Genomic DNA, 21,915 nt, shown 5'->3' on the forward strand with positions numbered 1-21,915 from the left:
TATCCAGTTTTCAAGGCGCTGTCGATTGCGACAACCGATAGCAAAAAGACGGTAACTGTCCGTCGTCGGGCATTGTCAGTTCGGCAGCAGCGGGCTGATCGCCGAGCGATGAGCGCGGCGGGCATCCTTGGTGGTGCTGAGCGCGGTGTATTCGCGCGAGGCACGAACGGCTGTGCCGATATCGGCGATCGAATCGAACAGGACCCTGAGGCTTGCGATGGGCTTGGTCATGATCGTGTTCCTTGTCTTATCGTCGTCTCATTAGGGCGGCACGCCTCGGCGCACCGCGTAGCGATCAACGCTGAATGAAGTCGGCGAAAAGTTGCGACGGACGGGTGGTCCGGGCAAGGCCGATTGCAGTCATCTGCTCGTTGGCTGCCGTGCCGAAACGGTTGAACGGCGTCCGCAGAGCAGCGCCCGTATGACGGAGCGTCTCAAAGCTGCTGTGGATCGGGCGAAAGCGGGCAGTCATGGTTCTTGTTCCTTATTCCATTCCTCCCGTTCCGATATATTGCGCTGCAGCATGGATTTTGCAATGCATCAGAACGCCGCACAGATATGCGCAAACCGCATGGCTTTCTTCACACTTTGTTCATGAAAAGGACAGGCGGCGGTCAGCCGTTGATACGGGCCTTGAACGCAAGCATATCCTGCCAGGCGAAACGCTTGTTGATCGGCGCTGACACCAGGTCCTGCGGGTGCAGTGTCGCCAGCGTCTGGACCGTGTGTCCGCCCATCTGAAGTTCACGCCATTCGCCACGCAGCTGGTGGATGGTGTCGCTCCCCCCGAAAAAGAAGCGCGCCGTGAAATTGCCGAGCAGCAACAGGTGCTTGGGCTCGGCGAGCGCAACCTGGCGCTCGATGAAGGGGCGGCAGATGTCGGCTTCGCGCGCGGTCGGCACGCGGTTGCCCGGCGGGCGCCACGGCACGACGTTGCTGAGAAGAACGTTCTCGCGCGACAGCCCGATTCCGGCAAGCATGCGGTTGAGCATGTCGCCGAGCCTTCCCGAGAAGGGCTGGCCGTCGCGATCGTCGTCCGCATAGGGCATGGGGCCGACGATCATGACGCCATTTGACGCGTCGCCTTCGGCAAAGACGAGATTGCGGGCACTGTTTCTGAGATTGCAGCCGACGAAGCCTTCCATGGCGAGGCGCAGCTCGGCAAGCGAGCGTGCCGAATCGGCGGCAAACTGCGCCTCCTTGACGGCCTGGGCGTCGGGGATGGCGACCGCCGGGGCGTTGACGGCGGGGGCCGGAGCGCGCGTTTCACGGGCCTGACTGGCGGCCGGGCTTGCCTGCTGTCGCGTCGCAGGCGCTGCCTCCGAGCGGGCTGCGGGCTGGCTTGCGCCCGCTTGCTGGCGCTGCTCCGAACGCGCCGCCTTCATCGCCTCGAACTCGGCGAAGCGATCGACAGGCTCCTCCTCCATCAACCACTCGACACCCGCGTCCGCATGGAAGGCGAGCAGGGCGGCGAGTTGGCCGGGGGAGAGGGTGTCGGCAGAGATCATGGGCGCCAACCTAGCACGTCAGAAAAGTCGGTCCAATGGCTTCATGCCGCATTCGCGGTCCAGTGGCCGATATCGTCGTGTTCGCCGATCAGCGCCAGACCGTGGGCGATCGACAGCAATTCGCCGCCACTTTCGATCCGGTCCTTTTCGAAGCGCCGCTCGAACAGGTTGCGCACCGCCGGCACGAAGGAGGTGCCGCCGGTGAGAAACACCTTGTCGATGCTTGCGGGCGGCGTCTCCGTTGTCGTCAGGACCTCGTCGAGCGCTTCCTCGATGCGGGCAAGCTCGGGCGCAATCCAGCCTTCGAAGTCGGCGCGGCGCACGGTGCGGCGAGACATCTCGCCGAGCGGCGAGAAATAGAACTCCGTCTCTTCCTCTTGCGACAGGCGCATCTTCGTTGCGGAGATCGCCTGGTAGAGCGGGTAACCCTCGTCATGCTCGATCAGGTCGACGAAGGCCTCGAGTTTTTCCGGCTCCAGGCTCTGGCGCACCAGCTTCTTCAGTTCCGTGAAGTCTTTCAAGGTCTTGAAGATGGAAAGCTGATTCCAGCGGCCGAAATTCGCATAGTAGTTCGACGGGACTTCAAGCAGCTTGTCGAAGCTCTTGAACAGACTCCCCTTTCCGATCAGCGGCGAGATCACATTGTCGATGATGCGGAAGTCGAAATGATCGCCGGCGATGCCGACGCCCGAGTGACCGATCGGCGTCGCCGTCAGGCGCCCCGCCTTGGTCTCGAAACGGATCAGCGAATAGTCGGTGGTGCCGCCGCCGAAGTCGGCAACCAGCACGGTCGCGTCGCGCTTGAGGTTCTGGGCGAAGTAGAATGCCGCCGCCACCGGCTCGTAGACATAGTGGATTTCGGGGAAGCCGAATTCCGAAAGGGCAGCGCTGTAGCGCTCGAGTGCCAATGCCGGATCGGGGCTGGAACCGGCGAAACGGACGGGTCTGCCGACGACGATGCGGCTATATTGGCTCATCCAATCGTCGCCGGCATAGTCCTTCAGCTTGGTCAGGAACACCCGCATCAGGTCTTCGAAGCTGTGGCGCTTGGCATAGATCTGCGTGCCCTGGAACAGTGGGCTGGCGGCGAAGGTCTTGATCGACTGCAGGAAACGACAGTCGCCGGGATTGTCGATGAACGAGCGGATGGCCGCCTGTCCTGCTTCCACCTTCAACGCTGACGCGCCGAGGTTCGGATCCTTCATGAAGGAGAGTGCCGTGCGCATGGCGTCGGTGCTGCCCGCCAGGCTGTCGAAATTCATCGAATGGGTGGTGTCGCCTGCCGAAACAGCGAGGACCGAGTTGGTGGTGCCGAAATCGAAGCCCAGTGCTCTGGCCATGTGATGTCTCCTGACGTCCTGTGTCTTTGGTGTCGTTGCGCCATGCCCTGTCCAGGGCTGCGCAAGGCGACACGGCTTTGTTCCGCACGCTGCTTTCAAGGCCTGTGCCGGGGAGGTCGGCGACACCTGGAATGCAGCGAAAGGCATGCCGTTCCGGCGCCGTGGGCGCCTTGCCGAAATGCCGGTTGCGGATGGGATTGCCGGCGTCTTCCGCCGGAATGTCGAATGACCGGCCTCGTGACATGGCTATTCGGCAAAAGCAAGGCTGCAAGCCCGGCAGCCCACAATGACAGCGGCGAAATGACATATTTACGTTTACGTTCACGTCATATAGACATTTGTGCTAAACTCATGACCTCATGCGCAAAAGCGGGCATCGTCTGTCGCATCCCGGCTCGACAAGCCAAACTGCATTTGCCATGACGAGATGATATGGCCTGGGAACTGAGCTGGCAGAAGACCGGCGGGACTGGAGAGACGGAATGAGCGAGCGACAAGAGCTACCCGAGCGCGAGAGCATGGAGTTCGACGTGGTGATCGTCGGCGCGGGGCCTGCGGGTCTTTCAGCCGCGATCCGGCTGAAGCAGATCAATCCTGAGCTTTCCGTGGTGGTTCTGGAAAAGGGCGCCGAAGTCGGCGCGCATATCCTGTCGGGCGCCGTGGTCGATCCCATCGGCATCGACCGGCTGCTGCCGGGTTGGCGCGACGAGGCGGATCATCCGTTCAAGACTGAAGTCAAGGACGATCACTTCCTGCTGCTCGGCCCCGCGGGCTCGATCCGCCTGCCGAACTTCGCCATGCCGCCGCTGATGAACAATCACGGCAACTACATCGTCTCGCTCGGCAATGTCTGTCGCTGGCTTGCCGGTCACGCCGAAGCGCTCGGTGTCGAGATCTATCCGGGCTTTGCAGCAACCGAAGTTCTCTATAACGCCGAAGGCGCCGTCATCGGCGTTGCCACCGGTGACATGGGCATCGAGAGGAATGGCGAGCCTGGCCCGAACTTTGCCCGCGGCATGGCGCTCCTTGGTAAGTACACACTGATCGGCGAGGGCGTGCGCGGTTCGCTGGCCAAGCAGCTGATTTCGAAATTCGATCTCTCCAAAGACCGCGACGTGCCGAAATTCGGCATTGGCCTCAAGGAACTCTGGCAGGTCAAGCCCGAGAACCACAAGCCCGGCCTGGTGCAGCACTCGTTCGGCTGGCCGCTCGGCATGAAGACCGGTGGCGGCTCGTTCCTCTACCATCTCGAAGACAACATGGTCGCCGTCGGTTTCGTCGTGCACCTCAACTACAAGAACCCCTATCTCTTCCCGTTCGAGGAGTTCCAGCGGTTCAAGACCCATCCGGCCATCCGCGGCACCTTCGAGGGCGGCAAGCGCCTGTCGTACGGCGCTCGCGCCATCACCGAGGGCGGCTACCAGTCGGTGCCGAAGCTGTCGTTCCCCGGCGGCGCGCTGATCGGCTGTTCGGCCGGCCTCGTCAACGTGCCGCGCATCAAGGGCAGCCACAATGCGGTGCTCTCGGGCATGCTGGCGGCCGACAAGCTGGCCGAAGCGATCGCGTCGGGCAGGGCCAATGACGAGCCGGTCGAGATCGAGAACGAATGGCGCCAGACCGACATCGGCAAGGATCTGAAGCGGGTCAGGAACGTCAAGCCGCTGTGGTCGAAGTTCGGCACGGCGATCGGCGTGGCGCTCGGCGGTCTCGACATGTGGACCAACCAGCTGTTCGGCTTCTCGTTCTTCGGCACGCTGAAACACGGCAAGACCGACGCACAGGCGCTCGAGCCGGCAGCGCAGCACCAGAAAATCGACTATCCCAAGCCCGACGGCGTCCTGACTTTCGACCGGCTGTCCTCGGTGTTCCTGTCGAACACCAACCATGAGGAAGACCAGCCGATCCACCTGCAGGTGAAGAACCCGGAACTGCAGAAGACCTCGGAGCTCGACGTCTTTGCCGGGCCGTCGACGCGCTACTGTCCCGCCGGGGTCTATGAGTGGGTGGAGAAGGACGGCAAGCCGGTCTTCGTCATCAACGCGCAGAACTGCGTGCACTGCAAGACCTGCGACATCAAGGACCCGAACCAGAACATCAACTGGGTGCCGCCGCAGGGTGGCGAAGGACCTGTCTATCCCAACATGTAAGGATGGGTATTCGCGCGACTGCGCAAAACTCAACCTCCGAACAGCAAGCATCTGGAAGGCGCCGCGCACTTGCCCGGCGCCTTTTTCATGTCAATTGCGCGCCGATATCCGATCGACGAACTCGGCGATCAGCGGTGCGATCTCGGGCAGGCGTTCATCGAGGGCGAAATGGCCCGTATCGAACAGATGAAGCTCGGCTTCCGGAACGTCGGCCAGGAAGGCGCGAGCGCCGGCCTCGGTGAAGAACGGATCGTTGCGCCCCCAAGTGATGAGAACAGGCGGACGCGCGTCGCGCAGCCATTGCTGCCATTCCGGATAGCGCGTCAGATTGCTCTTGTAGTCGAAGGCGAGATCGATCTGCGGCTGGCGACGATCCGGCCGGTCAAGGAAATGCTGATCCATCGTCCAGCCATCAGGGGCGACCAGTTCCGGGTCGGATGTGCCGCCTTCATATTGCGCCCGCGTCATCTCCAGCGTCAGCAACTGCCGGACCTGTTCTGTAGCGCCTTCGTCTCCAGGCGCGAGCGCGATGAAGTCACGGGCTGTGTCTGAAAGACCCTCCCGGTACGCATTGCCGTTCTGGACGATCAGCCCGTCGATCAGTTCGGGACGGCGGCTTGCCAATCGGAAGCCGACTGGGGCGCCGAAATCGAAGGCGTAGAGAAAGAAGTGCCTGAGCGACAGGGCCTCGACAAAACCTTCGATCAGGTCGGCGAGGCGATCGAAGCTGTAGAGAAACTCGCCTCCTTCGTTCGTCGAAGTGGGCGCGTCGCTGTGGCCGAAGCCCGGATAATCAGGTGCAATCAGGCGATAATGGCCGCCAATCGCGTCCATCAGCCGGCGGTATTGATGCGAGGATGAGGGAAACCCGTGCAGTAGGAGCAGCGTCGGCGCATCCGCATCGCCCGGCACACTTTCCCGGTAGAAGATCTTGACGCCGTCAACGACCGCAAAGCGGTGCCGAATGGCGGGGACGCTGATCGCACTCATGTCACACTCCTGTTTCCAATGTTTATGCATTAGAATTGCGCTGGAGAATCTAATGTGTCAATATCAAAAATATGCATTATATAAATGAGCATGACATGGAATTGATCCCTTTCGTTGGAGAGCCCCTCGCGCTGGACCTGATCAACACGCGTCCGTTGACCGGGGAAGGGCCCGTTGACCTTATCGGCGATGCGGATGGGCTTGCCGCGTGGGTAGAGCAGCAGGCGGGTCGGTTGCAGGACGCCTCTCTCTTGGTTGCCGGCAGGCTTGCCGTTGAAGAACTGGCTTTGGTGCATGCTGTGCGCGACCACGTGGCCTCGGCAGTCAGGAGCCTGATGGAAGGTCGGGATGTGGCGGCAGGCGATGTCGCCGGCCTCAATGCGGCTATGGCTGCAGCGCCGGTGACGCGGCGGCTGGATTGGAGGGATGCACCTGCGGTCAAAAGCGAAAGGGCGGGAACATCAGGCGTCCAGCTGGCAGGTTTCCTGGCGGAGGATGCCGCCCTGTTGCTGGCGGGGCCGGATGCCGGGCTCATCCGCAAATGCGAGGCCGATGACTGCGTCATGCTGTTCGTCGGCAACAATGCCCGTCGGCGCTGGTGCTCGGCCGCCCGCTGCGGAAACCGGGTCCGCGTGTCGCGCTACTACAAGCGCAGCAAGTCGCCCTGATCGGACGTGGTCTTTCCTTCCCCCATGCGCCGGCAACGGCGGGAACATTAGGAAAGGCAATCGTTGACGCAAATGGGAAAGTCCTTGCCGGAAAGACCCTATAGCCTGGAGGTGTCGTTGTCGTGCCAAGCGCGTCGACGGATCTGCAGGCCATTCGGTCCCTGTTGTTTTTGCGTTGGACCGGAGCCTGTTGACACGCGGCCGATCACTGCGGTGAGATCAGTCGTCCGACGGGACGTACCGCCAGAGCAGAGGGAACAGAAATGAACAAGCTTCTTACAACGACTTGCCTGGCCGCCGGCCTTCTTGGCCTTGCCGGCACGGCCTCGGCAGCCGAATGCGGCGACGTGACGATCGCCAACATGAACTGGCAGAGCGCCGAGGTTCTGGCGAGTGTCGACAAGATCATTCTGACGGAAGGCTATGGCTGCAACGCCGAGCTTGTCGTCGGCGATACCGTGCCGACGATCACCTCGATGATCGAAAAGGGCCAGCCCGACATTGCGCCGGAAGGCTGGGTGGATCTGCTGCCTGATGTTGTCAATCGCGGCCTTGAAGAAGGCAAGCTGGTCGGTGCCGCCGTGGCGCTTTCCGATGGCGCGGTGCAGGGCTGGTGGGTGCCGAAATATGTCGTCGACGCCAACCCCGATATCAAGACGATCGACGATGTGTTGAAGCACAAGGATCTCTTCCCGGATCCGGAAGACGCCAGCAAGGGCGCCGTCTTCAATGGCCCGCAAGGATGGGGCGGCACGGTTGTCACGACCCAGCTCTACAAGGCCTATGGCGGCGAGGCGGCCGGCTTCACGCTGGTCGATACCGGCTCGGCTGCGGGCCTCGATGGCTCGATTGCCAAGGCCTACGAGCGCAAGCAGGGTTGGGTCGGTTACTACTGGGCACCGACGGCACTTCTCGGCAAGTACGAGATGGTGAAGCTCGGCCACGGCGTCGAGGCTGATGCTGCGGAATGGAAACGCTGCAACACGGTTGCCGATTGCCCGGATCCGAAGAAGAACGACTGGCCGAAGGACAAGGTCCAGACGCTGGTAACCAAGACCTTTGCCGATCGCGCCGGTCCGGCCATGGACTACTTGAACAAGCGCGCCTGGACCAACGACACCGTCAACAAGCTGATGGCCTGGATGACCGACAACCAGGCAAGCGGCGAGGAAGGTGCAAAGCACTTCCTCCAGGAAAACCCTGATATCTGGACCACCTGGGTCTCCCCTGACATTGCCGAGAAGGTCAAGGCCGCGCTTTGATTGCCATCGACTGATGAAATCGGGCGGCGCACTGTTCCGTGCGCCGCCCTTTGGTTGATGGTTGGTGGACGCAAAACAAAAACAAGGTCGCCACCGTGGAAGAGTGAAGGGGAATGAAATGGAATGGTTGACCCAATTTCCACATATGGATGACGACCGCCTGCGGGCATTGAAAAAGGCGATCGACGAGGGGTTTCGCACCTTCACGCGCGCCTATGGCGACGGCATTGAAGCGTTCTTCGAGCCGTTACAGTTCTTTCTGATCCAGTCGGAGCGCTTCATGACGCGCACGCCCTGGCCGATCATCATCCTGCTGATTGCTGCTCTCGCCTGGTTTGCCAGCCGGAACTGGAAGATCGTCGCCGGCTGCATCGGCACACTGCTGCTCATCGGCTATTTCGACATGTGGGACGATACGATGAAGACGATCTCGATGATCTTCGTCTGTACCGTGCTGTCGATCGCCATCGGCATACCGCTCGGCATCGTCATGTCGCGCTCTGACCGCGTCCAGAATGTGGTCAATCCGATCCTCGACGTGATGCAGACCATGCCGAGCTTCGTCTATCTGATCCCGGTGGTCATGCTGCTCGGCATCGGAAAGGTGCCGGGGCTGATTGCCGTTGTGATCTACGCGATCCCGCCGATGATCCGGTTGACCAACCTCGGCATCCGCCTCGTCGACAAGGATGTGCTGGAGGCGGCCGACGCGTTCGGCTCTTCCGGCTGGCAGAAACTGAAGAACGTGCAGATGCCGCTGGCATTGCCGACAATCATGGCCGGCATCAACCAGACGATCATGATGGCTCTGGCCATGGTGGTCATCGCTTCGATGATCGGGGTTCAGGGGCTTGGGCAGCCGGTGCTGAAGGCGATCGCCAACCAGTATTTCACGCTCGGCATCTTCAATGGCCTGGCCATCGTCGGCATCGCCATCATCTTCGACCGCGTCAGCCAGGCCTACGGCCACCGGCTTCAGAAGCATCGCGAGATCGTTCACGGCTGAAAAATGACGGCGCCAACAAACAAAATGGCCCGGAAGCTGTCGCTTCCGGGCCATTTTTCGTTCCGACCCTTTACGGCTTGCGCGGTGAAAGGATGCCGGTCGAGAGCGCGACGCCGGCTGCCGTGATGATCGCGGCAACGATCTCGAATGGGCCGATCTCTTCGCCGAGAAGGACGGCACCGCCGATCATCGCCAACACCGGCGTCAGTGCCGTGAACGCGGCGGCCTGGGTTCCGCCGAGGCTGCGGACCGCGACACCATAGGCAACCATGGCGACGAGGCCCGAGAGAAGGCCCTGGCTGGTGATCTGCAAGGCGATCTCCTTCAATGGAACGCTGACAAGCGTGCTGCCGAAGATGCCGGCAAGCAGCAGGTGGATCAGGAACGACCAGACCGCAATCAGTGCGCTGCCTTCGAGCGGGCTGAGGCCGGAGCGCCGGAAGGCGTGGGTGTAGATTGCCCAGAGCGTGGCTGCCGCCGGAAGCAGCGCGTAGCCGGCCCAGCCGGTGCCGGTGGTGCCGGCAAGGCTGCGGGCAAGCAGGAGGGCGACGCCGGCGACGATCGCGGCAAAACCGGCGATACGCATGCGGTCGGGCCGCTCACCGAAAACGGTAATGCCGATCAGTGCCGTTGCCAGCGGCATCGAGCCCCCGAGCAGCACGCCGACCGAAGATGCGGGTGTGGCATGAATGGCAAAGGCTGCGACCTGGAAGAACAGCGCGCCGGAGCCCGCGACCATCAGGATGAGCAGGAGCGCCGGCAGCTTGGCCGGTAGCAACCCGGTCTTCAGCCACACCGGTGTGAGGACCAGTGCTGGAATGCCGTAGCGGATAAGGCCAAGGTCTATCGTGCCGAGCGCGGTGCCGGCGGTGTGTCGTGTCGCAAGAATCCACCCGGCCCAGATCAGCACGGTGATGAAGGCGCCGGCATAGCCGGTGGCGACGGGTGCGGTGGTGCCGCGATCGAGTGTGAGCGCAACCATCTGATTTTCCTTCCCGAATTGGATGCCCGTCGTTATCGGGGCTGGGAAGAAGATTACTGCCAATGGGCAAGGCATGTCCTTGCGATTTATGCTCGGAATAGCCTATGGTGCGCAATCATGTGCCAAAATGGCCTCATTGGAATGTCAGCTATGCCAAATCTGGATAAATTCGACCTCGCGATTCTCAAGATCCTACAGGAGGATGCGCGGGCAACGAACGTGGAGATTGCCGAACGTGTCAATCTGTCGCCGTCTCCTTGCCTGCGGCGCATCCGAAATCTGGAGAAATCTGGCATCCTGCGTGGCTATCGGGCTGACATCGACCGCAAGGAGGTGGGGCTTGGGCTGACCGTTTTCGTGGAGATCAAGGTCGGCCAGCACAGCCGCGAGAATGCCCAGCGTCAGCAGGAGGCACTGCTTGCCATTCCCGAGGTCGTGTCCTGCTTCCTGATTTCAGGAAATGCCGATTTCCTGGCCGAAGTCGTCGTCGAGGACCTGTCGGCCTATGAGACCTTGCTGACGGAGACGTTGCTGGCGATGCCCGGCGTGACGGACATTCGCTCCAATTTCGCCATCCGCTCGATCAAGACGGGCGGCCCGCTGAAGCTGCCGGAGTAGGACTGAAAGCAGGTCGGCGATAGCGAAATCGGGTTCCCATCTCCCGCAGGCGGCAGGTTAAGTTTTTGTAAGGCACTGGAAACGGCGCCGATTGCGCTTATCTCATCGCGGTGACCGCCCTCGTGTCACGGCAATGGAGCCAGTAAGCCTTTCATGAAAATCAAAGCGATCTTCAATCGGGACGGTGGAACCTTCCGAACGACGGACATGACGGCCTATGGCAGTAAGGTTGAGGCGATCTTTCGCGACGCCGGCCACCAGATCGAGATCGCGACCGTCTCGGGTGCCGAGATGCAGCAGGCACTCGAAAAGACCTGCAGGCGCGACGATCTCGACGCGATCGTCGCTGGTGGCGGCGATGGCACGATTTCGGCAGCCGCCGGTGTAGCCTGGAAAACCGGCATGCCGCTTGGCGTTGTCCCGGCCGGGACGATGAACCTTTTTGCGCGGACACTGAAATTGCCGCTCGATATCTGGAAGGCGCCGGAGGTTCTGGCGCAGGGCACCATCATCGATGGCGACATCGGCAGCGCCGACGGCCGCGCCTTCGTGCACCAGTTTTCGATGGGGCTGCACGCGCGCATGGTGCGCTACCGTGAGTCGTTCAGCTTTCGATCGCGGCTGGGCAAGATTACGGCCAGCACGCGCGCTGCCGTCGGGGTCATCCTCAATCCGCCGGATTTCGAGATCGAGTTCGACGTGGATGGCCATCATGAAAGCCGCCATGTCTCGGCGGTGTCCGTGTCGAACAATCCGTTCGGGCGCGATACGCTGATGTATGCGGACGATGTGACGGCCGGCCACCTCGGTTTCTACACTGCGCCGCCGCTCAGCCCGCCCGGCGTTGCCAAGCTGGCGCTCGACGTGCTGCGTGGCAAGTTTCGCGACAATCCCGTGATTACGGAAATGAGCGGCCATGCGCTGGACCTGCATTTCCCCAAGGTTGATCGGAAGATCAACTGCGTGATCGATGGCGAACTTCTGCCGATGGGGCGGGACGTCGCTCTAAGGATCCATCCGGGCGAACTGAAATTGCTCGTCGGTGCCGATAGGCCTGGTTCTTAACCCCGGGGCGGTCCGTGACCCCGGGGCCAATCGATCGCTCCGGGGCTCGGCCACGCGCCTGAGGCAGCCGATGCTGTCGTCGTGGTCGTCCTTGCCGTATGGCGCAGGACCAATTGGCTGGCGCCAACTTCCATTTGCCATGCATCGCATCCGCTGTCGCGGACACGGTGCGACTGTGGAGAGAGCCGGAAGGGTCGTTACCGATTATTGGAACGACGTCTCGTAAAAGCTTCTGAGCTTGCGGGAATGCAGCTTTTCGGGCGGCATCGAAGCCAGCTTCTGCAGAGCCAGAATACCGATCTTCAGATGTTGGCTGACCTGCGTCCGATAGAAGGTCGTGGCCATTCCCGGAAGCTTGAGCTCGCCGTGCAGCGGTTTGTCGGAAACGCAAAGCAGCGTGCCATAGGGTACCCGGAAGCGGAAGCCGTTGGCCGCGATCGTCGCCGATTCCATGTCGAGCGCGATGGCGCGCGCCTGCGACAGGCGCTTGACCGGTCCGCGCTGGTCGCGCAGTTCCCAGTTGCGATTGTCGATGGTGGCGACGGTGCCGGTGCGCATGATCTGCTTGAGATCATAGTCGCGGTAGCCGGTGACTTCGGCGACAGCGTCCTGCAGCGCCACCTGAACCTCGGCAAGTGCCGGCAGTGGGATCCAGACCGGCAGGTCGTCGTCCAGCACATGGTCTTCGCGCATGTAGGCATGGGCAAGCACATAATCGCCGAGGCGCTGGCTGTTCCTGAGACCGGCGCAATGCCCGAGCATCAGCCAGACGTGCGGGCGCAGCACGGCGATATGGTCCGTGATCGTCTTGGCGTTGGACGGGCCGACGCCGATATTGACCATGGTGATGCCGCCATGGCCCTTCTTCTTCAGATGGTAGGCGGGCATCTGCGGCAGGCGGGCGAGCGTATAATCCGTTTCGGGCTTGTCGGCGCCGGCGGGCGTTATGATGTTGCCGGGTTCGACGAAGGCCGTGTAGCCATTGCCGCCTTCCGCCATCTGCTGGCGTGCCCAGGCGCAGAACTCGTCGATATAGAACTGGTAGTTGGTGAACAGCACGAAGTTCTGGAAATGCGTCGCGCTCGTGGCCGTGTAGTGGCTGAGGCGGGCCAGAGAATAGTCGATGCGCTGGGCTGTAAACGGTGCCAGCGGCGAGGGTTCGCCCGGGCCCGGTTCATAGGAGCCGTTTGCGATCTCGTCGTCAGTCGTCGTCAGGTCCGGCGCGTCGAACAGGTCGCGCAGCGGAATATCGATGGAATCGCCGGCCGATGCTTCGACGTGCGCGCCTTCCCCAAACGCAAAATGCAGCGGGATCGGGGTCGAGGATTCCGACACGGTGACGCCGAGGCCGTGATTGCGCATCAGGTGCCCCAACTGTTCCTTCAGATAGTGCCGGAACAGTTTCGGTCGCGTGATCGTCGTGGTGTAAACGCCCGGTGCGCTGACATATCCGTATGACAGGCGGGAATCGACATGGCCGAAGCTGCTGGTTTCGATGCTGACCTGCGGGTAGCAGGCGCGATAGCGCGTCATCGGAACGCCGTTCTTGCCCAGCCCCTCGAAAGCCTCTGTGAGGAACCGGGTATTGCGATCGTAAAGTGCCTCCAGGCAATCGACCGCGGCCGCCGGATCTTCGAAGAACTGTGGCTCGAACGGGTCGGGTGTGGAGACGGAAAGGACGGAGTGTGAAGAGATTCGCTTGTTCATGTCGCATTATAGGCTGCGGCTTCTGACAAGCAAACGACAAGATGCGGCATGCACAACCGCACCGACCAGAACAACTCTAGCGCGGTCCGGCGAGAATGATGACGCTGCCGACGAGGGCGACGGTCATTCCGGCCAGATCCCAGCGATCGGGCTTGATGCCTTCGGCGAGCCACAGCCATAGAAGCGACGCGGCGATATAGACCCCGCCATAGGCGGCATAGGCGCGGCCGGCCGCCTCGCTGTCGATCAAGGTCAGCAGCCAGGCAAACAGCGCCAGCGACGCCACGCCCGGGATCAGCCACCAGATCGGCCTGTCGAGTTTCAGCCAGGCCCAAAAGGCGAAGCATCCGGCAATCTCGGCAAGGGCAGCAAGCGAATAGACGGCATAGGCTGGCATGGATGGCGGATCCTTTCACGCGTGAAAGGACAGGAAGGCGTTTGGCGATGCAAGAGAGGAAGGCAAAATAAAAGGCGCTGGTGGCGCCTTCGGTCAGCTCATGGATTGGCGCTGCAGCGTCACGAAGAGAACGAGGCCGGCGCCCTGCTTGCCGATGCCGAGGCCGTTGGCCTTGCTATAGGCGAGCGCCCCAACCGGCGCCATCAGCAGGCTGGCAAGTGCAAGAACACGCAGCGAGAGAAAGGCGGAGGTGGAAAGGGCGGCCAGCATGTCGGTCTCTCCGTTAGAGCTTGGCTTGGCAGTATTGCGCCGTATGTGCGGTGCAATCGGTCAGCGAGCCGAGATAGGTGTTGGTGCGGCGACGTTCGGTGTCTGCACTGACTGCGGCGGCAAGGGTCATCGCGAAAACAACCATCAGAAGGCTGATAATGGTGAGGCGCCGAGCAAGAATGTCCATGGTTCTGTCCGTTGGTCTGGAGGCGGTTCAAATCGATTGAGTGGGTTTTCGCACAACCAAACTGAACTCTTGCTGATATCGCCGTTCATCTGGCGTTCATCTTGCGATTGATGTCGCCGTCATTCTCGCGGGTAGGGCGCGGCAAACGCGGTAATCAGGCAGTGGGTGGTGTTGGGTTGACGGCTCGATGGGCCCGTCCTTGCAAAAACAAAACCCGCCGAAAATCTCGGCGGGCTTGTCGATGATCGGAGGGCATCTGAGGGGCACCCATTTTGGAAGGATCGTTCCTGGAGTATCCCGCCCTTCAATAGATACACCGAAGGCCGATCGGGTGCTCTGGAATTCAAGTACCGGAGCGTGCTTTGTGCGCCCTTCTGAAGGCCCGGCGGTCTAGAGGCGCGACCAGGTCTGCGTTTTGCAGAGAACCTTGAGCACGCATCCCTTCATCTTTAGCGAGTTGCCGTCGACCGCACCGGAACCGCTATAGGTCTTGTCGGTTTCCGGATCGGTGATTTCCCCGGAATAGTTGCCGCCCGTGCCGGTCAGGTTGCCGATCCGCTTGCCGACGAATTTGCCGGTCTTCAACGTGACGCAGTAGGCGCCGCCGCAAGGGGCGATTTCGGCCGTCGCGCCGGTTGCGGTCTTCCAGTTGCCGACGATCGGTTCGGCGGCAGCAGCCGTTCCGGCAACGCCGACAGCGAGAGCCGCTGTGATGATCAAGGTACGTATCATTCATTCCTCCAGATAGAAGTCGCCGGCGCGGTCCGCTTCGCCGGCATCTCTGCAGATATCCTCGTTTGAAAGGCAGTCTCCTCACCGCCGCGGGCAAGATAGCTTACGCGTACGTAAAGGTAAACTGGCTTGAACGCACCCGTTTATGCTTTTTCTTTGCCGGTTTCCGGCGGAGAAAAATCGAGGAAACACAGCATCTGCGGTTTAGGTCCTTTTTTCGTGGTTACCATTTGGTTGAAATCGGCGGTTGAATATTTCGTAAATTTTTATGCGAAAGCGCCGAATTTCCGGCCTTTCGATGTTTAACAAAAACTCAAGTTTACCAAGTGTTTGAACTTTGTTTGTCTCAAATTAATCATGCATTTTAAGCGCGTATTGAAGGCGGTGCCGCATAGTAAGACCCATAAGACGAGCGGAGAAATTCACCCCGCCAATCAACCGAAGATGACGCTGCAAAAGACGGCGCGGTTCGGAAAGGCCCGCAAAGAGGCTCGGTCGAACAGGGACCAAAAACAAATGCTGATCTGTAGCATGGTCCGCCTCTAAAGGGCGGGCCGCTTCGGAAAACCAACCAGGCAAAACAGGGACAAGACAATGGCACGCTTTGATATGCAGGTTGCTTCGAATACCGCGATGGGTGGTGAAAACCAGGCGGACGTCTTCTGCGAGATGGGGCTGGCCTATGCCACCGGTCGCGGTCGTCCGGTCGATCTGGTGGCCGCCCACAAATGGCTGAATATCGCCGCGATCAAGGGCTGCGACCGCGCCGTCGATTTGCGCGCTGACCTTTCGATGACCATGAGCAAGGCCGATCTGGCGGCCGCTCTTCGCGCCGCCCGCGAATGGATGACGGTTCACTGAGAAACAGGCGGGGCTCGCGCTCCCGTCCAGCGGCGCCCGCGAGCGGGCAGGCGCCGGATATATGACCTACTGGCCGCCAGCCAGTTTCGCCATAACGTTGGGCAAGGCTGCTTCCAGCAAATCCATCTCCGCTTGCGGGCCGGTGCTGACGCGAATGCAGCGGTTGAGCGGAGCGACGCCGGGCATGCGGATGAAGATGCCGTGGTCGCTCATCAGCGTATCGACGATCGCGCGCGCATAGACCGCGTCGCGCCCACAATCGATCGCAACGAAATTGGTGGCCGATACGAGCGGCGACATGCCGTTGTGTCTGGCGATCTCAGCGATGCGTTCGCGCGAACCCGCAATCCGCGCCGTGACCGTTGCCAGATAATCCTGATCCGCGAGTGCCGCGACTGCTGCTGCGACGCCGATCCTGTTCATCCCGAAATGATTGCGGATCTTGTCGAACGCCTGGGCGGTCCCGGGCGTGGTGATGACGTAACCGACCCGCGAGCCCGCAAGCCCATAGGCTTTCGAGAAAGTCCGGGTTCTCACGACATTGGGCATGTCGATGAACGCGTCGGTCGCCGGCAGGGCTTCCGCCGGCGCAGTCTCGCAATAGGCCTCATCCAGAATGAACAGCGTGGTTTCCGGCAACGCCTTGGCGAATTCGACGATACGCTCGGCCCCCCACCAGCTTCCCATCGGGTTATCAGGGTTGGCGAAGTAGACGAGCGGGGCGTTCTCCTTTTTGACCGCAGCAAGCAAGCCGTCTAGATCCTCGCGATCGCCGACATAGGGCACCGTCACCAGCCGTCCACCATGCCCGACGACGTGGTAGTTGAACGTCGGATAGGCGCCGAACGAGGTGACGACCGGCATGCCAGGTTCGATCACAAGCCGCACGATCTGGCCAAGCAGCCCGTCGATGCCTTCGCCGATCGCAATGTTGGCGGCCGAGACACCAATTCGAGTGGCCAGCGCCTGCTTCAGATCATGGTTTTCCGGGTCCGCATATTTCCACGTTCCGGTCGCCGCCTCCCGCATCGCCTGCACGACGCTTTCGGCAGGCCCGAAGCCGCTTTCGTTTGCACCGATGCGGGCCGCGATAGCGCGTCCGCGCTGGCGCTCGATGGCCTCGGGTCCGACAAACGGAATGGTGGAGGGCAGGGATTGGATGAGTGGCGTGAAACGAGTAAAGGCGGACATGCTGGATATAGGGCCCCGTTCGAACAAAGTTCGCGGAACTTACTGCATAATTCCCTAAATCGGAATCGATTTGAGGGCAAAACGATGCCGCGATTCAAAGTGTTGCAGCAACGTTTGCCCGCCTAAGCGGACACGCAGCCCTGCAACGAATGCTTTGGTGATGCGGAACAGCCTTGATGAGAAAATGGCGACGCGGATTGTAGCGCTTCGACGGGCGAGAGCCAGCAGGGCAAGACCTAGCGGCGCTTGGGTGCTTTGGCGTTCTGGCCGGTAAAGAATTCCTGCCGGATGATCTCGCGCAGCAGGGTCTGTTCGATCGGCTTGATGAACTGCACGCCGATGCGCTCGCCGTTGCGATAGACCTCGGCGCAGCCGATGCGAAGCGACGTGCCGATGATGTGGAGATAATAGTGCTGCGGCAATCCGATCGTGGTCTGCACGGCAAAGCTCGCGCCGCCACGCGAGATGTCTATCATCCGACAGGTGCGGACCGACACGCTGCCAAGCCCGGGCTGTACCGTCGTCAGGGTGGCGGCATGGCCGATGGAAAAGCGTTCGTATCGACGCTCGTAGAACGGCGAGGGCACGCAGGAATACATCGTCTGCTGCATCTGTCATTCTCCGCCTGCGCCGGATCGCGAAATGCGATCATTCGGCCTTCGATCGTGGGCAATTCATTTGTCCACGCTTAATCCTCGCGTGAATGCCGAGGTAAGTCGAGTGCAGTTTCGGTGCAGAAGTTTGCAATCCCCTGAAGGAGATCGATAAAAATGTAACGTCGGTCGTTTTCCTTGAGGCGAAGCCGGCGGGGCTCAAAAGCCACCGCTAGAAAATTGCATGCGGATCAGCCGGCTGACGAAGTCCGGGGCGAGCAGCATGTTGAAGCGGACGCCGAGCTCAGCACCGCTACGATGGACCTGAGAGCAGCCGATCTCCTCCTTGAACCCGTCGATCTGGAGGAAGAAGTGTTTTGGCACCATCAGCGCGGCATTGAAGTCGAGCATGGCGCCGGCGATCGAAATGTGACGCAGCAGGCATTGATATTTGGTCTTTGCCTTGAGGTGCTGGCCGATGATCAGGATTCGGCAGGGACGCTCAATGAAGTAATGTTGATACGTGGTTGCCAGCTGCCCTGGCTTCGCTTCCGCGACATGCATTTTCATCGACATGGCAAGCTCCGATAACGCATAGCCTTTCCTTGGCGCAGGAGACGCATCGCGCCCGCCCGGAATCACCCGGCGCAAGAGATGCGGCGTCTGAGTTAAGGTTGCCGACTTGCTTCGACCTTGCGGCGCAGTCCGGAGGACGAGGCTCAAAAAATATGGCGATCGGGGACATTGAAAGCCCCTGGCTCATACGTAATAGTTTCATCAGGGCATGACTGTGGGGCGGTGGCATCGTCCCGAAATGCCGGCAATGGGGTTGTGCGCCTCCTGTCTCCTGCTCCCGAAGAGCCAGGAGGTGAGGGGGCGCCGGAGGGAAGAGCATGATTACGGGGCAACTCCCGCGGTGGCGGTCATTCGTCATTCTTTTCGTGGCCGTGCTGGCCTTTGCGCCGACGGATGTCCTGGCCGCAAAACGCGTCGCCCTGTTGATTGGCAACGAGAAGTATGTGGCGACCTCGCAACTCAACAACCCCGCCAATGACGTCGAGCTGATGAAGGCCTCATTCGAGGAGGCCGGTTTCGATTCCGTCACCACGGTCCACGATGTCGGGCGCCAGGCTATGGTCAAGGCGCTGCGGGATTTCGAAGACCTGGCAACGGGCGCCGATGTGGCGATTGTCTACTATTCCGGCCACGGCATGGAAATGAACGGCCAGAATTTTCTTCTGCCGACCGACGTAAAATTGCAGACGGACAAGGATATCGAGGACGAGGCGGTCGGGCTCGATCGGGTTCAGCGTTCGCTTGAGGGCGCGACCAAGCTCAAGCTGGTGATTCTTGACGCCTGTCGCAACAATCCGTTCGAGCAGAGCATGACGCGCTCGATCTCGACGCGGGCAGTTTCGCGAGGTCTCGCGCGGGTTGAACCGGAATCGGCCGACCTGCTGGTCGCCTTTGCGTCCAAGGCCGGCACAGTGGCCCTTGACGGCGAGGGGAAGAACAGCCCCTTTGCCACGGCGCTTGCCAAGTATCTCACAGAGCCGGGCGTCGATGTGCGGATCGCCTTGGGCAAGGTGCGCGACGAGGTGGTTTCTGTCACCAACCGCGGCCAGGAGCCCTTTGTCTATGGATCGCTCGGTGGCGCGCAAATCTTCCTGAACATAAAGGAAGTCAACATCAGCATCACCAACAACGGCGAGCAGCTCTCGCCGAACAGCCAGTCGGCCGCTGCCGCCGACTGGCAGAATATCCGCGATCTCGCCGACAAGGACCTGATCGCCGCCTTCCTCGCCAAGCATGGATCCGATCCGGTCTACAAGATGCTGGCGGAGAAGAAGCTGAAGCTTTTGAGCGAGGCCGAGCAGACATCGAGCGTGACACCTGACGAAATCGCCTGGGACGCCCTGAAGCAATCGACCGATGCCGCAGCCCTCACGCGGTTCCTCGAGCGTTATCCCGACAGCAAGCATAAGGCGGAGGCGGAGCAGCAGATCGCGGCCCTCGAGCCGCAAAAGGGCCTCAACATCTCGCAGACCGGCAAGGACACGCAGGCCTCGCGCGACTGCTATCTGCTGGCAGGCGAACCGCAGTCCATGCCCGGTTTCGTCGGTGTGAATTTCCTGAAGCTTGATTCGGCGCGCGCACTGACCGCCTGTGCGCAGGCGGTCAACGAGAACCCCGACGACATGATGCTCGTCAACATGCTGGGACGAGCGCAGGACGCCGGACGCGATTACATCGAGGCGCGCCGCAATTACCAAAAGGCGGCCGACGGCGGAAATATGTATGCGTTGACCAACCTGGCCTGGTTCTCCGTCTACGGCACCGACGGGGCCGTCGATGTCGATCAGGGCAAGCGAATGTTCGAGCAGGCGGCAAAGGCCGGCAATGCCTATGGCCAGGCATCGCTCGGCTGGCTTTATCGCGAGGGTTATGGCGGCATTGCCCAGGACTACGAGGAAGCGGCGAGGTGGTATCAACTGGCCGCCGACCAGGGCTACGCCAATGCCATGGCGACCGTCGCGTGGTTCTATAGAGAGGGGCTTGGCCTGTCGAAGGACCTGGCGCAATCGCTCGCCTGGTACAAGAAGGCAGCCGAAGGCGGCGACGTCAACGCGATGTCGTCACTCGGTTGGGCCTATCAGAACGGGCTTGGCACCGAGCAGAACTATGTGGAAGCCAAGACCTGGTATGAAAAAGCGGCCAATGTCGGTGATTCCTATTCGATGGCGTTGCTCGGCTGGTTCTATGATGTCGGCACCGGCGTCGCCCAGGACTATGCCCAGGCGCGCATATGGTACGAAATGGCCGCGAATGCCGGCAGCGCCTACGCGATGGGAAATCTGAGCCGTCTTTATGACTATGGGCTCGGCACCAAGGCGGATGCGAGGGAGGCTGTGCGCTGGGCGGCGGCCAGCGTCGAGGGTGGTGACCCGGCCAAGCTTCAGGAGTTGAAGTCCCAGCCGAGCAATTTCACACCTGCCTTCCGCAAGGAGATGCAGGCGCTGTTGAAAGACCGCGGCCTCTATAGTGGTCCCGTCGATGGGGACTTTGGAGCGGCGACGCTCGATGCGATCGACAGGCTCTCCCGGAAGTCATGAATTGATCCCCGGCAGCAAGCCCTTGATCAGGGCGCCACTGGCATTGTCCGAGCAGGGGAGGCATCGCAGGCCAAGAGGTGCCTCTTCAGGGCCATGACGGGGTCCGTTCTTCGGGTGCCCACATGAAAATTCGCTCATTTCCCAGAAACCGACAAAAAAATCTTGCATTGCCCGCGGTCTGACACTAGTCAGGCGCTAACGGAGAGGTGGCCGAGTGGTCGAAGGCGCTCCCCTGCTAAGGGAGTATACCCGGAAGGGTATCGAGGGTTCGAATCCCTTCTTCTCCGCCATTATTCTTTTGGGCTGCAGGCGATCCCAATTTCATCCGATTTTTCAAAGATTTGAAGCAGTCCCTAATGAAGGGGTCTGTTGTTGCTGTGACTCAGTCGAGTAACCCAGACATGTCTTGGGACACATTCGGCTAGGATTCGAGAAGACGATAAAGGCTGTCGGCCAGATGTCCGCCCTTCCGGGGCAGCCCGTCGAGATCGCGTGCATTGAAGCGCCCCCCAGTCACGCACGATCTGCAGGATCACACTGTCCAATCGGGCGGCATCTGTGCGCCCGCCGCCGTCATGGATCGAGGCAAGCGCCATGAGCCGACGAGCTTGGCTCGCGTCCGTTGTCTGTCGGGCCGAAAGGCGCAGCCTCTCCCCTTCAAAGTCCGCCCGGAACGAAACCGCTGAACCCATCGCAAACCTCCTGTTTGCACCCTCGATCGAGATTCGTCGGCTTTTGGGTATCCCGTCAGCCAATATCAATGAGGTTTGGTATTACGCGCTAATTCCTTCAGTATCTGCAGTCCGTTAGCTCTGTGGTTCTGCCAAGAGATTTGAACTTAGAGCGTAGTTTTGGGATTCTATGCCGATCACAGGCGATGTTGAGCGACATAATGCTTTAGTGATGGCGTGTATGGCTTCTGCCGCGACCTTCAGATTTGTGGGCGTTACATAGGGGAGTGTGATGAAGAAGTTGCTGCTGTGCATTTTGGCAGGTTTGGCGCTTGCTGGCTGTTCATCGACTCAACAGGGTGCCGGCATCGGCGCAGCAACCGGTGCAGTCGTTGGTGGCGCTGTGAGAAACGACGTCCGTGGTGCGGCCGTTGGCGCTGCGATCGGCGGCGTGTCAGGGGCGATCATCGGAAATGTGGCTGGCCAACCGGGCCAATGCCGGTTCCAGGATCGTAATACCGGCCGTGTATATGTTGCGCCCTGCCCACGTTGAACCGGCGTGTCGCGATAACGATCAATCGTGCTCGGCGGCTGCGGAGTACACTTC

Annotated in this window: 23 protein-coding genes and 1 tRNA gene; 10 read left to right on the forward strand and 14 right to left on the reverse strand. The window is 60.9% G+C overall.

Translation table 11 applies throughout. The features are described from left to right. Positions 1 to 75 precede the first annotated feature (75 nt). The 4 genes from AC1Q80_RS05410 to AC1Q80_RS05425 form a co-directional block, all read right to left on the reverse strand. On the reverse strand, positions 76 to 231 hold the full coding sequence (locus AC1Q80_RS05410; protein ID WP_173419386.1) for a hypothetical protein: 156 nt from the start codon (positions 229 to 231) through the stop codon (positions 76 to 78). A gap of 64 nt (positions 232 to 295) precedes the next feature. Continuing rightward, entirely contained in the window at positions 296 to 472 is a 177-nt protein-coding gene (locus AC1Q80_RS05415; protein WP_112807130.1) for a hypothetical protein, read from the reverse strand. A gap of 142 nt (positions 473 to 614) precedes the next feature. Beyond that, a complete protein-coding gene (locus AC1Q80_RS05420) occupies positions 615 to 1,508 on the reverse strand; it encodes a uracil-DNA glycosylase (protein WP_492359817.1) in 894 nt (297 codons plus the stop codon). Between the two features lie 41 nt (positions 1,509 to 1,549). Then, on the reverse strand, positions 1,550 to 2,848 hold the full coding sequence (locus AC1Q80_RS05425; RefSeq protein WP_173419388.1) for an Hsp70 family protein: 1,299 nt from the start codon (positions 2,846 to 2,848) through the stop codon (positions 1,550 to 1,552). 482 nt (positions 2,849 to 3,330) lie between these two features. Between AC1Q80_RS05425 and AC1Q80_RS05430 the strand changes: the two genes are divergently transcribed. Beyond that, positions 3,331 to 4,995: an electron transfer flavoprotein-ubiquinone oxidoreductase gene (locus tag AC1Q80_RS05430; RefSeq protein WP_492359818.1), complete on the forward strand. Its 1,665-nt coding sequence runs from the start codon at positions 3,331 to 3,333 to the stop codon at positions 4,993 to 4,995. A 90-nt stretch (positions 4,996 to 5,085) separates the two neighbouring features. Here the strand turns inward: AC1Q80_RS05430 and AC1Q80_RS05435 are convergent, their stop codons facing one another. Continuing rightward, a complete protein-coding gene (locus AC1Q80_RS05435) occupies positions 5,086 to 5,985 on the reverse strand; it encodes an alpha/beta fold hydrolase (RefSeq protein WP_492359819.1) in 900 nt (299 codons plus the stop codon). Between the two features lie 95 nt (positions 5,986 to 6,080). Here AC1Q80_RS05435 and AC1Q80_RS05440 point away from each other — a divergent pair, with 95 nt between their 5' ends. The 3 genes from AC1Q80_RS05440 (at position 6,081) to AC1Q80_RS05450 (ending at position 8,921) form a co-directional block, all read left to right on the forward strand. Beyond that, positions 6,081 to 6,653: a CGNR zinc finger domain-containing protein gene (locus AC1Q80_RS05440; RefSeq protein WP_492359820.1), complete on the forward strand. Its 573-nt coding sequence runs from the start codon at positions 6,081 to 6,083 to the stop codon at positions 6,651 to 6,653. A gap of 263 nt (positions 6,654 to 6,916) precedes the next feature. Continuing rightward, on the forward strand, positions 6,917 to 7,915 hold the full coding sequence (locus AC1Q80_RS05445) for an ABC transporter substrate-binding protein (protein WP_492359821.1): 999 nt from the start codon (positions 6,917 to 6,919) through the stop codon (positions 7,913 to 7,915). A 118-nt stretch (positions 7,916 to 8,033) separates the two neighbouring features. Then, positions 8,034 to 8,921, forward strand: coding sequence for an ABC transporter permease (locus AC1Q80_RS05450; RefSeq protein ID WP_492359822.1), 888 nt, complete (start codon positions 8,034 to 8,036; stop codon positions 8,919 to 8,921). 70 nt (positions 8,922 to 8,991) lie between these two features. Here AC1Q80_RS05450 and AC1Q80_RS05455 read toward each other — a convergent pair whose 3' ends face one another. After that, the gene (locus AC1Q80_RS05455) at positions 8,992 to 9,903 is read right to left on the reverse strand and encodes a DMT family transporter (protein WP_209787020.1); all 912 of its coding nucleotides are present in this window, start codon (positions 9,901 to 9,903) and stop codon (positions 8,992 to 8,994) included. Positions 9,904 to 10,053: 150 nt separating this feature from the next. Here AC1Q80_RS05455 and AC1Q80_RS05460 point away from each other — a divergent pair, with 150 nt between their 5' ends. After that, positions 10,054 to 10,521 (forward strand): Lrp/AsnC family transcriptional regulator, encoded by a 468-nt coding sequence (locus AC1Q80_RS05460; RefSeq protein WP_053246850.1) that lies wholly within the window; start codon positions 10,054 to 10,056, stop codon positions 10,519 to 10,521. Positions 10,522 to 10,674: 153 nt separating this feature from the next. Beyond that, entirely contained in the window at positions 10,675 to 11,586 is a 912-nt protein-coding gene (locus tag AC1Q80_RS05465; protein WP_173419395.1) for a diacylglycerol/lipid kinase family protein, read from the forward strand. 204 nt (positions 11,587 to 11,790) lie between these two features. Here AC1Q80_RS05465 and AC1Q80_RS05470 read toward each other — a convergent pair whose 3' ends face one another. The 5 genes from AC1Q80_RS05470 to AC1Q80_RS05490 form a co-directional block, all read right to left on the reverse strand. Beyond that, positions 11,791 to 13,293, reverse strand: coding sequence for an AMP nucleosidase (locus AC1Q80_RS05470; RefSeq protein ID WP_173419396.1), 1,503 nt, complete (start codon positions 13,291 to 13,293; stop codon positions 11,791 to 11,793). Positions 13,294 to 13,369: 76 nt separating this feature from the next. Beyond that, positions 13,370 to 13,690 (reverse strand): YnfA family protein, encoded by a 321-nt coding sequence (locus tag AC1Q80_RS05475; protein ID WP_492359823.1) that lies wholly within the window; start codon positions 13,688 to 13,690, stop codon positions 13,370 to 13,372. A gap of 93 nt (positions 13,691 to 13,783) precedes the next feature. Next, a complete protein-coding gene (locus AC1Q80_RS05480) occupies positions 13,784 to 13,960 on the reverse strand; it encodes a hypothetical protein (RefSeq protein WP_162174731.1) in 177 nt (58 codons plus the stop codon). Positions 13,961 to 13,973: 13 nt separating this feature from the next. Beyond that, positions 13,974 to 14,147 (reverse strand): hypothetical protein, encoded by a 174-nt coding sequence (locus tag AC1Q80_RS05485; RefSeq protein WP_115420674.1) that lies wholly within the window; start codon positions 14,145 to 14,147, stop codon positions 13,974 to 13,976. Between the two features lie 390 nt (positions 14,148 to 14,537). Then, positions 14,538 to 14,879: a DUF2147 domain-containing protein gene (locus AC1Q80_RS05490; RefSeq protein ID WP_492359824.1), complete on the reverse strand. Its 342-nt coding sequence runs from the start codon at positions 14,877 to 14,879 to the stop codon at positions 14,538 to 14,540. A 594-nt stretch (positions 14,880 to 15,473) separates the two neighbouring features. Here AC1Q80_RS05490 and AC1Q80_RS05495 point away from each other — a divergent pair. Further along, on the forward strand, positions 15,474 to 15,740 hold the full coding sequence (locus AC1Q80_RS05495; protein WP_065787316.1) for a sel1 repeat family protein: 267 nt from the start codon (positions 15,474 to 15,476) through the stop codon (positions 15,738 to 15,740). A gap of 66 nt (positions 15,741 to 15,806) precedes the next feature. Here the strand turns inward: AC1Q80_RS05495 and AC1Q80_RS05500 are convergent, their stop codons facing one another. The 3 genes from AC1Q80_RS05500 to AC1Q80_RS05510 all read right to left on the reverse strand — a co-directional run bounded on the left by AC1Q80_RS05500 (position 15,807) and on the right by AC1Q80_RS05510 (position 18,100). After that, the gene (locus AC1Q80_RS05500) at positions 15,807 to 16,931 is read right to left on the reverse strand and encodes a pyridoxal phosphate-dependent aminotransferase (RefSeq protein ID WP_492359825.1); all 1,125 of its coding nucleotides are present in this window, start codon (positions 16,929 to 16,931) and stop codon (positions 15,807 to 15,809) included. 236 nt (positions 16,932 to 17,167) lie between these two features. After that, positions 17,168 to 17,542, reverse strand: coding sequence for a PilZ domain-containing protein (locus tag AC1Q80_RS05505; protein WP_176351898.1), 375 nt, complete (start codon positions 17,540 to 17,542; stop codon positions 17,168 to 17,170). Positions 17,543 to 17,743: 201 nt separating this feature from the next. Next, entirely contained in the window at positions 17,744 to 18,100 is a 357-nt protein-coding gene (locus AC1Q80_RS05510; protein WP_173420979.1) for a hypothetical protein, read from the reverse strand. 317 nt (positions 18,101 to 18,417) lie between these two features. Here AC1Q80_RS05510 and AC1Q80_RS05515 point away from each other — a divergent pair, with 317 nt between their 5' ends. The 3 genes from AC1Q80_RS05515 (at position 18,418) to AC1Q80_RS05525 (ending at position 21,861) form a co-directional block, all read left to right on the forward strand. Beyond that, the gene (locus AC1Q80_RS05515) at positions 18,418 to 20,637 is read left to right on the forward strand and encodes a caspase family protein (protein WP_492359826.1); all 2,220 of its coding nucleotides are present in this window, start codon (positions 18,418 to 18,420) and stop codon (positions 20,635 to 20,637) included. A gap of 200 nt (positions 20,638 to 20,837) precedes the next feature. Continuing rightward, positions 20,838 to 20,927 (forward strand) — tRNA-Ser (locus tag AC1Q80_RS05520). Between the two features lie 673 nt (positions 20,928 to 21,600). Then, a complete protein-coding gene (locus AC1Q80_RS05525; RefSeq protein WP_173419408.1) occupies positions 21,601 to 21,861 on the forward strand; it encodes a YMGG-like glycine zipper-containing protein in 261 nt (86 codons plus the stop codon). Positions 21,862 to 21,915: the final 54 nt, after the last annotated feature.

The organism is Ensifer sp. GW823-FHT05D09 (assembly GCF_058795755.1).